This window comes from Deltaproteobacteria bacterium (genome assembly GCA_021159305.1).
GTDB lineage: Bacteria > Campylobacterota_A > Desulfurellia > JAGGSF01 > JAGGSF01 > JAGGSF01.
In genome coordinates this window covers 1-11,068 of record JAGGSB010000014.1, presented here as the reverse complement: position 1 = coordinate 11,068, position 11,068 = coordinate 1, and the positions used below count along the sequence as shown (strand labels likewise).

At 38.2% G+C, this 11,068-nt stretch carries 15 protein-coding genes and 1 tRNA gene; 7 read left to right on the top strand and 9 right to left on the bottom strand.

Annotation, left to right across the window (positions count from 1 at the left end):
- Positions 1-451: 451 nt before the first annotated feature.
- The 3 genes from J7J10_01130 to J7J10_01120 are packed head-to-tail and all read right to left on the bottom strand — an operon-like array spanning position 452 to position 3,759.
- The gene (locus tag J7J10_01130; GenBank protein ID MCD6129547.1) at positions 452-1,810 is read right to left on the bottom strand and encodes a TrpB-like pyridoxal phosphate-dependent enzyme; all 1,359 of its coding nucleotides are present in this window, start codon (positions 1,808-1,810) and stop codon (positions 452-454) included.
- Positions 1,811-1,843: 33 nt separating this feature from the next.
- On the bottom strand, positions 1,844-3,256 hold the full coding sequence (locus J7J10_01125; protein MCD6129546.1) for a glycosyltransferase family 39 protein: 1,413 nt from the start codon (positions 3,254-3,256) through the stop codon (positions 1,844-1,846).
- A complete protein-coding gene (locus tag J7J10_01120; protein MCD6129545.1) occupies positions 3,232-3,759 on the bottom strand; it encodes a phosphatase PAP2 family protein in 528 nt (175 codons plus the stop codon). Before J7J10_01120 ends, J7J10_01125 begins: the two co-directional genes overlap by 25 nt.
- A gap of 84 nt (positions 3,760-3,843) precedes the next feature.
- On the opposite strand from J7J10_01120, the gene J7J10_01115 reads away from it, so the two are divergent.
- The 7 genes from J7J10_01115 (at position 3,844) to J7J10_01085 (ending at position 7,175) form a co-directional block, all read left to right on the top strand.
- A tRNA-Met gene (locus J7J10_01115) sits at positions 3,844-3,920 on the top strand.
- Between the two features lie 52 nt (positions 3,921-3,972).
- Positions 3,973-5,307: a signal recognition particle protein gene (gene ffh, locus J7J10_01110; protein MCD6129544.1), complete on the top strand. Its 1,335-nt coding sequence runs from the start codon at positions 3,973-3,975 to the stop codon at positions 5,305-5,307.
- A 15-nt stretch (positions 5,308-5,322) separates the two neighbouring features.
- Positions 5,323-5,571, top strand: coding sequence for a 30S ribosomal protein S16 (gene rpsP / locus J7J10_01105; protein MCD6129543.1), 249 nt, complete (start codon positions 5,323-5,325; stop codon positions 5,569-5,571).
- Positions 5,572-5,585: 14 nt separating this feature from the next.
- Complete coding sequence (locus J7J10_01100; protein ID MCD6129542.1) at positions 5,586-5,816, top strand: KH domain-containing protein; 231 nt, start codon at positions 5,586-5,588, stop codon at positions 5,814-5,816.
- Between the two features lie 21 nt (positions 5,817-5,837).
- Positions 5,838-6,488, top strand: a complete 651-nt coding sequence (gene trmD, locus J7J10_01095; protein MCD6129541.1) for a tRNA (guanosine(37)-N1)-methyltransferase TrmD — start codon at positions 5,838-5,840, stop codon at positions 6,486-6,488.
- Complete coding sequence (rplS, locus tag J7J10_01090) at positions 6,485-6,835, top strand: 50S ribosomal protein L19 (GenBank protein ID MCD6129540.1); 351 nt, start codon at positions 6,485-6,487, stop codon at positions 6,833-6,835. Before trmD ends, rplS begins: the two co-directional genes overlap by 4 nt.
- Positions 6,810-7,175, top strand: a complete 366-nt coding sequence (locus J7J10_01085) for a YraN family protein (protein MCD6129539.1) — start codon at positions 6,810-6,812, stop codon at positions 7,173-7,175. Before rplS ends, J7J10_01085 begins: the two co-directional genes overlap by 26 nt.
- Here J7J10_01085 and J7J10_01080 read toward each other — a convergent pair.
- The 6 genes from J7J10_01080 to J7J10_01055 form a co-directional block, all read right to left on the bottom strand.
- Positions 7,172-7,492, bottom strand: coding sequence for a YgiT-type zinc finger protein (locus J7J10_01080; GenBank protein MCD6129538.1), 321 nt, complete (start codon positions 7,490-7,492; stop codon positions 7,172-7,174). The two genes, J7J10_01085 and J7J10_01080, sit on opposite strands and share 4 nt — an antisense overlap.
- 61 nt (positions 7,493-7,553) lie before the next feature.
- Positions 7,554-8,573 carry a hypothetical protein gene (locus J7J10_01075; GenBank protein MCD6129537.1) on the bottom strand — a complete coding sequence of 340 codons (1,020 nt, stop codon included), beginning with the start codon at positions 8,571-8,573 and terminating at the stop codon, positions 7,554-7,556.
- Between the two features lie 31 nt (positions 8,574-8,604).
- On the bottom strand, positions 8,605-9,831 hold the full coding sequence (locus tag J7J10_01070) for a hypothetical protein (GenBank protein ID MCD6129536.1): 1,227 nt from the start codon (positions 9,829-9,831) through the stop codon (positions 8,605-8,607).
- Entirely contained in the window at positions 9,800-10,186 is a 387-nt protein-coding gene (locus J7J10_01065) for a hypothetical protein (GenBank protein ID MCD6129535.1), read from the bottom strand. The genes J7J10_01070 and J7J10_01065 overlap by 32 nt, the downstream gene beginning before the upstream one ends.
- Positions 10,173-10,553 carry a hypothetical protein gene (locus tag J7J10_01060; GenBank protein ID MCD6129534.1) on the bottom strand — a complete coding sequence of 127 codons (381 nt, stop codon included), beginning with the start codon at positions 10,551-10,553 and terminating at the stop codon, positions 10,173-10,175. Before J7J10_01060 ends, J7J10_01065 begins: the two co-directional genes overlap by 14 nt.
- 97 nt (positions 10,554-10,650) lie before the next feature.
- Positions 10,651-10,836, bottom strand: coding sequence for a hypothetical protein (locus J7J10_01055; protein ID MCD6129533.1), 186 nt, complete (start codon positions 10,834-10,836; stop codon positions 10,651-10,653).
- Between the last annotated feature and the right edge of the window lie 232 nt (positions 10,837-11,068).

Sequence of the window (11,068 nt, the reverse complement as noted above, 5' to 3'; positions counted from 1 at the left end):
TGAAGGGTGTTCACTTTTAATCTTTAAACAGTTCACTTTTAAAATTTAGCTAACAGCAAGTTTTACTCTCTTGCTTGCAAAAATTAAATATTTTTGTCAAGCAAATTTTGATTCTTCTTAGTTTAATTTCTCTTTGGGTCTAATTCTCCGCAGCTTGCTGCGGGGGTGGTTTAATATAAAACCGGAATGGTGTTCTACCCATAAAATTACATAAGGATAATAAGGTCTTTCTTGTACTTCCTGGGAAAAATAAAAGAAATCAATCTCCCAAATTTCTTGATACCGAGAGATCATTCTCTTGATTTCTTCCAAAGGAGACTTTATGCAACTATATGGGAATTAAAGATTACTTTAGCCTTGGGTGGGTTTTATTTTCAAACCCACCCAAGTTTTCATGATTTCAAACTTGAGAAGCAGCAAAACATCTATGAAATTAACGATATTGTTCCTTCTATAGCTTGGGTAAATTCTTCAATGCTTCCTTTATGCCTTGTTCTGGATAAGCGTAATCTGTTAGTTTGCCAGATAAATAAGCATCATAAGCTGCCATATCTACATGTCCATGTCCGCTATGAGCTAACAGTATAGTCTTTTTCTCTCCGGATTCTTTGCATTTTAAAGCCTCGTCAATTACTACTTTAATGGCATGATTGGGCTCTGGAGCACTGATGATACCTTCAGTACGAGCAAATTTTATCCCTGCTTCAAAGGTGGCGAGTTGGTGTACACTTTGCGCTTCAACCAAGCCTAAATTATATAAATGACATATAATAGGAGCCATTCCGTGATATCTAAGACCGCCAGCATGAACTGGGGGCGGGATAAAATCATGTCCCAGGGTGTACATCTTAAGCAGAGGTGTTAATCCTGCCGAATCGCCAAAATCATAGGCATAGGGACCTTTGGTTAATGTAGGGCAGCTTGCAGGTTCTACATTAATAATGCGCAGGTTCGGTTTTTTACCCTCAATTTTATCCTTTACAAAAGGTAGAAACATACCCGCAAAATTTGAACCGCCGCCAATACAGCCTACAATAATATCAGGATATGTATTTGCCATTTCCATTTGCTTCTTTGTTTCCTGTCCAATGATTGTCTGGTGCAGCAGGACATGATTGAGCACACTGCCCAGAGAATAATGAGTATCATCACGGGATATAGCATCTTCAGTTGCTTCACTTATAGCAATGCCTAAACTACCCGTACAATTCGGGTCTTTTTCTAATATAGCTCGTCCTACTTTAGTGTCTGGGCTGGGGCTGGGAACGCATTTTCCTCCCCAGGTTTCCATCATAACCCGACGATAGGGTTTTTGGTCGTAGCTCGCCCTAACCATATAAACCTTTATTTCTATACCGAAACAAGCTCCGGCGAAGGATAGAGCACTTCCCCACTGTCCGGCTCCTGTTTCTGTAGAGATGCGCTTGATACCTTCTTTCTTATTATAGTAAGCTTGAGCTACGGCAGTATTGGGTTTATGGCTGCCAGGAGGGCTCATTCCCTCATATTTGTAGAAAATCTTAGCCGGTGTATCTAAGGCTTTCTCTAATCTATGTGCGCGGAATAGTGTTGTAGGTCTCCACAGCCTATAGATTTCCTGCACCTCGTCCGGAATTTCAATCCACCTTTCAAGACTTACTTCTTGCTTGATCAACTCCATGGGGAAAATGGCTTTTAGATCATCGGCAGTGACAGGTTTTCCTGTAGCGGGATGCAGAACAGGTGGTAATGGTTCTGGCAGGTCTGCTTGTATGTTATACCAGGATGTGGGCATCTCATTTTCATCTAAGATGAATTTAGTCCTTTCCACTTTCATCCTCCTATAATCTTAATAAACCATTTTTTATAGGACAAATCGCTTTTTGTCAACTTTACAAGACCAGATTGTGAATGTTCTTATTGTTTTATTCATTTTTATTATATTTACAGTTTTTTCTTCTGTGCATGTTTTTTCAAAATTTCCTGGCACTTTATCATCATCGTAGGTGATGAATATTGCTAATTTCCCTTCTGGATGTTTTTCCCAGAATGTGTATTGTGTGATCTTATCCGGCGAAAAGACAAAGGTTTGAGGTTGATCTTTTAAGTAAAACGCCATTTCACTGGAAATTTTATAGTTATCGCTGATGACAAAACTTTGAGGATATTTTCTTCTTATATTATCTACTTCATGAGCAAGCTCACTCCACCCTTTTAGTCTATTGGCTGGGTTTTGTTTGGGATTTTTTAAGAATATATATAGAAAATTATTTCCATAGGCAAAGAAATTAAATAAGAAAGCAACAACTATACATAAAATAAGCAATTTCTTTTTGTTTTTCAGATATAAAGCGGCAGCGATAATACCTGCTACATATGAGCATCCTGGCCAGTTGGCGTAAACCGAGGTATGAACAGAAACTATCAAGAATAGTAAAAAGACAGGAAATGAGAAGAAAAATAGATAATACAGTTTTTTCTTTAAGCAAAAGAACATAGAGATAATATATACAATAAAGAATACAGGACTTAATACTCCTGCCTGTCCGCCGATGTAGTCACCCAAAGAAGAAAACGACAACCACTTACCTTCTCCTATCTTTGTTAAATGGAAAAGATGAGAAAAGTTTGCAAAGTTGTGTTCAAATGACCATATAAATACGGGCATGGAGACAATAATTATTGCCAAAAGCATAAGTATAAATCGGTTAGAGACAATTATTTTGCCCTTTTTTGTGAATAGGAGATATAAAACAAGAGAGAATACAAACAGATACATAGAGTATTTTGCAAGAAAACCTAATCCAATGAGAACACCCAAAAAGATCCAGGAAACAGTTTTTTTATTTTCCATTTTGTAGGCATAGATGAAAGAAAATGTCCACAACAAGAGCAATGGTGCATCTACATGGCTGATTATCGCACCGGCATTTGAAATGGGTAGAAATTCACCTACAACAACAGCGATGAATGCGATTTTTGTATCAAAAATCTTTTTTGTAAAATAGAAAACTGCTATGTAAGATATGGTGGAAATAATAAGAGCCAAACTTCTTACGCCTAACACATTGTTTCCAAATACAGCAGTTGTTATTTTGAGAAAATAAGCTATGAGAGGACCTTTTGTGTAATAACTGATACTTGAATGTCTGGACCAGTTCCAATATTGTGCCTCGTCGGGGGAGAGATCTATCGAGCATGAGAGAATATATAACAGTCGGAACAACGAAAAGAGTAAAATTACAAGCCAGCTTAAATAGATGTATCTTCGTTCCATATTTTTTTAAATAAAAAGGAAATAATTAAAGCAATTATAATACCAAAGATTGCACCAGCTAAAACATCTGCGGGGAAATGAACGCCTTCGTATACTCTTCCTATACTGACTAAAAATGCTAAGGGATAAAAAAAATAGGCAGACCTTTTCCAGAATGAATATAAAACGGTAGCGAATGTAAATATATTTGCCGCATGATTACTGGGGAATGAATAAGAGCCGATATGAAGTAAAGGATGAAAATCTGGAATATTCAGCATACAAGGTCTGACTCTGCCGAAAAATGGCTTCAGAACATAAGAACAGAGTGTATTGGATACAATGGCGGCAATGACCATGGCCAGAATAATCCAGAAAGCATATCTTTTAAACTTTAAAAGCAGTGCAATTATGAGTGGAATAACAATGAAGACAAGATTGTATTTGTTTGTAATAAACAAAAAAAACTCATCCAATAGAGGACTGCGCAAATGGTTTATAAACAGCAAAAGGTTTGTATCCATGAGTGGAGTTTATTATATGCGATTTTTTGTGTCAACAGGTTCTTGACTTTTCACATAAACTTTACTATTTTATAGCGTGTTTGTTGCGGGGTGGAGCAGTCTGGTAGCTCGTCGGGCCCATAACCCGGAGGTCGTAGGTTCAAATCCTGCCCCCGCTACCAATTCCTTGACAAACACATCCAATTTACATAGTATAATTTCTCATTGTAGGGGATTATGTTTAGTAATTTAAGTGATAGAATAAACAATACCATAAGAAAAGTTAGAGGGAGAGGAAGGCTTACTGCACAGGAATTAGATGGTGTACTGCGGGAAATAAAACTCTCCCTATTAGAAGCAGATGTTCACTATAAAGTAACAAAGTCCTTCGTAAATAAAATAAGAGAAAAAGCAATAGATAAAGAGATAGAAAAGAGTCTCTCTCCAGGGGAAGTCATCAGCAGCATCGTGTATGAAGAGATGGTCCATATTTTAGGGGAAAAGAACGAAGCATTGAATTTCTCGGGGAATCCTCCTTTCGTCATTATGATGGTTGGACTTCAAGGCTCAGGCAAAACAACTACAACTGCAAAATTGGCTCGTTTTCTTCGCACTAAGGGAAGGAATCCTATTCTTGTATCCTGTGATCCTTACAGGCCAGCAGCAAAACAACAACTATCCATTATGGCAAAAAGGGTGAGTACAGTTGTATTTGAAAATGACGGCTCATCGGCGGTAGACACAGCAAAAGCTTGCTTAAAATTTGCCAAACAAGCGGGAAAAGATGTAATAATACTGGATACTGCAGGAAGACTACATATAGAAGAAGATTTAATGCAAGAGTTGGAAGAGATAAAAAAGATTACATCCCCTAAAGAAATATTGTTCGTTGCCGATGCGATGATGGGTCAGGAAGCGGTAAACATTGCTTCAGAATTTAATAAGAGATTAAATCTTTCCGGTGTTATCTTTACAAAGATAGATGGTGATGCGCGAGGAGGAGCGGTGCTCTCCATCAAAAGCGTGACAGGAAGTCCCATTAAATTTATAGGAACAGGAGAAAAAGTAGAAGATATCGAATTGTTTCATCCGGACAGGATTGCTTCTCGCATACTGGGCATGGGTGACATGCTCACCTTAGTAGAAAAGGTTAAACAAGCAGAAACAAAAGATACGGATATCATCAAAAAATTAAAGACCCGACAATTTACACTTGATGATTTTTTAGAGCAAATAAGAAAAGTGAAAAAAATGGGATCATTAGCCGGCACGCTAAAGCTCATCCCGGGATTGAGTAAGATTAAATTGGGCAATATGGAAGAAATGGACAAAGAGACAAAATGTATAGAAGCTGTTATACTATCTATGACAAAGGAAGAAAGAAAAAATTTTCGCATTATAAATGCCTCAAGAAAAAGGCGTATAGCAAAAGGCAGTGGAACAAGGGTGCCTGATGTAAACAGGTTGCTCAAACAATTTAATGAATTATCACACATGATGAAAGGATTGAATAAAAGAAAAGCAATGCAGATGATGCAGAACTTAGGTTCCTATCCAAAAACGTTTTGATAAGAGGAGTAAGATGTGAGTGTTGTGATCAGGTTAAAAAGAGGGGGCAAAAAGAAAAAACCCGCTTATAGGATTGTAGTGGCAGATAAAAAAGCCCCGAGGGATGGAAAAACGATAGATGCTATTGGTACATATGATCCATTCTTGGATGGTGCTGAAAAAGTAAAATTGAACAAAGAAAAACTGGATGCATGGATTAAAAAAGGTGCACGGATAAGTGAAGGAACAAAAAGCATACTGAAATCTGTTTTAAAGTCGTTGTAAATGGAGGTAGCTCGATGAAAAACTTAATTGCTAATATCGCTAAGTTCCTTGTAGATAACCCGGACGAAGTAGAAGTTTCTCAAATGGAAGGTGAAAAAACAACGGTGATTGAATTGAGAGTAAATCATAACGATTTAGGAAAGGTTATAGGAAAACAAGGAAGAACAGCACAAGCAATGAGAACTATACTCAGCGCCGCATCAACAAAGATAGGCAAAAAAGCTCTGTTAGAAATACTGGAATAATAGTAAAAAAGGGGAGTATAGATGAAATTTTTTATATTATCCATATTCCCCAATATGTTTCAGTCTCCGTTTTCAGAAAGCATTATAAAAAGAGCCCAGGAGAAAGAGTTGGTGGAAGTAGAATTGGTAGATATAAGAGATTTTACACTAACAAAACATAGACAAGCCGATGATTATCCATACGGTGGCGGATGTGGCATGGTATTAAAACCCGAACCCGTTTATCGGGCGATGGATTTTGTAAAAGAAAAAGTAAAAGATATATATACCATAATACTTACACCTCAGGGAGAGATATTTCATCAGGAGATAGCGAAAAATCTGGTTAAAAAAGAAAATATTGCCTTGATCTGCGGTAGATATGAAGGATTTGATGAAAGAATAAGATATTTGGCCGATATGGAATTGTCTATAGGAAGGTATATTTTAAGCGGAGGAGAAATAGCAGCAATGGTGATAACAGACACAGTCACCAGGCTTATACCAAATGTTATAGAAAATCCAAAATCTTTAGAAGAAGAAACCTTTTTCAATGAAGACTGGATAGAATACCCACAATATACCAGACCTTACGAATTTAGAGGAATGAGGGTGCCGGACATACTACTTTCCGGGAATCATGAGAAAATAAGGGAATGGAGAATGAAAATGGCTAAAAGGAGAAAAAAATGAAAAGTACATATGAATTTGAAAAGTCATACATTGAAAAGCAAGGGAAGGAATTGCCCGAGATAAGGTCGGGAGATACGGTGAAAATACACACAAAGATAAAAGAAGGAGAAAAAGAAAGAATACAAATATTTACCGGTACCGTGATCAGAAACAGAGGATCGGGCCTGAATAAAACTCTTACCGTAAGAAAAATGTCTTACGGTATAGGAGTAGAAAGAATATTCCCCCTATACAGTCCATCTATAGAAAAGATAGAAATAGCAAAAAGAGGTAAGGTAAGAAGGTCTCGCCTTTATTATTTGAGGGAAAGGAGGGGAAAGGCTGCCCGCATTAAAGAAAAGAGATAATAGAAAATGGGGAAAGGAAGTAGAGAAAAAAGCTGCCTCGTTTCTGAAAAAAAACGGGTTAAAAATTGTTACATGCAATTTTTATACGTGCTTTGGAGAAATAGATATCATTGCTAAAGATAAAGAAGAATGGATATTTGTCGAAGTGAAGGGAAGAAAAAACGAGGACTTTGGTTTACCTCAAGAAGCAGTGAACCAAAAAAAACAAAAAAAGATAAAAAATGTTGCCCTGCTTTTTTTACAAAAAATGCGCTTAAACACAGAAAACACAGCTATGAGATTTGATATTATCTCTTTTTTAGAAAATGAAGGAATTAACTGGATAAAAAATGCTTATTAGGTGAAAACTTTAAACGGTACATTTTTTCTTTTCTTAATGTCTCCTCTTCTGATTGCATTTTCTAAGTCTACTTTTTTTCGTTCTGCAACTTCTCTTTCGAAATCTTTGACATATCCTCTTTCTTTGGCTACTTCAACTAATCTTTCGCCTGTTTTCTTCCCACACCACTGTATCGTTTCTCTGGGGAAATAAGTTGCACCACAACCCGGACATCTATAAACCTCAACATCCTTTACCTTTAAATATTCCCCCTTAACCGGTCTTTTGAAAGGCGTTACCACTTTCCTCATTTCTCTGCCGCAAAATTTACACTTCATTTTATCTCCCCAAACCACCTTGGGGGTGATGTGCACATCACCCCCAAGTCTTATTTCTTAACTAAGTGGCTACCTTGACAAGAACAGGTTTGCCCGTTTCCTTTTCCTGCGCCACTTCTCTTACTGTCTTTCTGGAGAGGTAAATTCTCGTTGGATCCACCTTCATTCTCAATTCCTTCAACTCATCTATAGTAGGAGTAGGAGTAAAAGGCATCTCATCAGTGGGCTTTAATATTTTGCCGCTTCTATCTTTTAACTCCCAAGTTACATTATCAATCACATCTTTCAGACTGCATCCGGGATGAACAGACCTTAGCCTCATATCATATTTGCCTTCGTCTGGATAGTTCTCCATTATGCACAAGTCGGATGCCATAACTCCTTTTCCGCCTCTGGGTACACCATAGTCCCATCTGGTTTCACCCTCTGGACCTCTGGCTGCAGCCATTGTAGTGCGATAACAACAATTATAGGGAAACCTTCTCTTTTCCTGAACCATAATAGCAAGCGTAAAATCAGACTGCTGGCCAATAGGATTAGAACCGCCAGAACCGGTAAATCTTACATTTGGACCTTCCTTCAAAAACTTTCTCCTCTCTTCGTTTGAAGTCATTCCCTTCGTAATCAAAGAAGGCCAATATGTCCTGGGTTTCCCATCCCAGATTGCAGTAGCATTGATATTTCCATATTCGTCATACTCCGCTCCACCTAAAACACCACCAGTAACATATCCTCTCTGCTCATACATACCAAATGAAACGGTCATAGACAGCGCCGTAGATGCCATGTAACAACCACGAATGTCGGCAACAGAGACAGGAATGTGCTCAAACTTGGGATCTAACATTCCTGCTTCCATAATGATAATTGCAGTGGGATTTACCGTAAGTTGGGCCTCCATAACGGCTAAGACAGGTAACCCTGTTCCCACAAACAAAGATGCACCCTCTGGCATCTCCTTCGATCCGGCAATGCACAGAAGCTCAATTGTTCCAAATGCATCCGGAACAAGATTCATTTCCTTACAATATGCCTCATATTCCTTATCTGTTATGCTTGACTTAAATACTTCTTCAGCCATAATTCACACCTCTCTTTTTTTTTTAACAGTTTTACAATGGTCTATACAGGTCTGGTTTGTAGCCGTATTCAGCATCTGCTCTCAATTCATATAAACGCTGGAAACCTGTGGCTTTGCTGGGGCATTCATATTTAGCTTCAATCTTTCCCCATTTAAAGTAATCTGTTCCTACTTTGTTACTCAAGAAATCCCATTCATCCTTGCCCACTGCGGCTTTCCAGTAGTCTCTCAACGCCTGTTTCCCTTCAATACCTCCTGCGGCAGCACGGTTCGCTTGAATATAGAACATCCACCAGGCCCAATCATAGTCATATAGATAAGTAGTTCCTGTAGGATAACACTGCCATGGAGCTTCAACTATAGCATCTGTCATCAAGCAGGGAATCTGGTTTTCCTGAGGACGATATCTCAACTCTGCCTCTGGAACAACCTGCTCCGCGCACATCACCAGATACTTTGCAGAGATAGACTGCTCTACATCGGGGACTAAAAGTCCTTCAATACGTGCCGTTCCCTCTACTCCCACTCTCTGCGCCTGCGTTGTTGTCAAAAATGGGATAGCAGGTGGATAGAGAATTGCAATCACACCTTTTTCTCCCGTATATTTATTGACTTTCTTTCTCAACTTCTCATAGAAAATACCATCTTCTTCACCCGTAGTCTTATTATAGGTAGTGTCGGGTTCATCGCCGGGTGTAAATTTGTTGTTAGGATCATACTGATGCGGTCTCAATCCCCAACCATCAAATGGGTCTTTTACAATTGCATGCCTTTTGGGAGGAATATCAGGATGAATCCAGGTACCATCCGGATTCTTTCCTCTTAGGCCTGCCTCACCGAACAAATCATATTCCAATAGGTCAGAACCTAACTCTGTCATGCCAGTGGCAAATTGATGACCAAAATAACCAGCTTGAGTTCTCAATGCCCATGAATAGTTTGTATGATCCATCATCCCTTCAATGTTTCCGTCTTCCAAACCCTTTCTAATATCATAAGAAACGGGCTGAATAGTCTCCAATCCCAAATATGTAGCTTCTATCCATGCCACTTGATTGGCTCCTGACAGCATCATAATAGGTGTAGCGCCGGCATTTGTCTGTAAGTACAAATCAGGAATATCCTGACGAATCGCTTCCCTGGCCACGGATGCATTCGTTCTCGTATAACCAAAACCCCCTACGCACCATGCCCTTCTGGGTTTCACATATTTCTTTGTAGCATCTTTAAGACTTATCACTTTGTTTTGCTTTGCCATATTTCCCTCCATACGCTTCAAAAAATTTTTCTAATTTTTCTTTCTCTCCTTCCCCCTGATCTTCACCATGTGCTATAGGAAAACCACTATGCTCAATGGGCAATCCTATAACATCAGTCAGCTCTTCTATAAAATCCATCACATCCGTATAATATAAATTCTTTATGACGAAATCGATAGAGCAGCCAGGATTAAAATATGTAGTAGGATATAACCTATTATGAGGAATGAGACGAAAACCTCTTTCGCCTAAACCAACAATGTCACCCAGAGGTTCTACCTTTGCTTTCAGCTCTTCTAAAGTAAATTCCTCTCCGCCAACAATATAGCCAGAAACAAAGTTAAGATCCCACATTATTAAAATCCGTTTTTTTCTTCCACAAAGCTTGCAAGATATCATCAATTTTGTCCCTTGCTGTTGTCATCATATCCAAGCTTTTTCTTACGTAATCCAATGATGTTCTCAATTCCATCTCAAAAACATCTACTGTCCCTTCTTTCTCAAGTTGTGGCACCAACTCAGCAAGCCGATCCAACGAGGCAGGAATTTTCTTAAAATGATCCATCCAACTCGTAATATTATAATTTGCAACTGCCAAATTCCAATCCTCGGCGACGAATTTCTTCCAAATCTCTACCTTTTCTCTACTCTCTTCTTCCCTCTGCACCTCCTTTTGCTCCGTTCTTACTTTCTCCCTAAAAGCCTTTGGATACACTATCATACCTTTCTCACCTCCCCTTACTAAACTTACTTCCTAAATATATCTAAACTTCTAATAAATGTCAAGTAATATTAAATGGAATTTTAAGACAAACAAATCAGTCTAATTGTATGACATCTGTCTCTATATTGACAACTACCTCTCCTACTCCTGGATTTTTCATATACCTCTTTCTTATTTTTTCTCTTGCTTGATTCTTATCCTTTGCTCTTATTACATTCGTGGTAGCCATTTGATCGCCTTTTTCATAAAGAATTAAAGCTATTACTCTATAGGTATGCATTTTTTTAACCCCTGTCTCAGTTTTTCCAGAAAATTAACACAACCTATCTTCAATTGCAAGACAAACACCAAATGTGTTTGCCAAGATAATTCATGGAATGAGTTGCTTGCGAATATCATAGATATTCGTTAAAACATATCTAAAAACCATAAACAATATTAATTCAAAATAAAGAACTGTTAGCTAAATTTTAAAAGTGAACTGTTTAAAGATTAAAAGTGAACACCCTTCA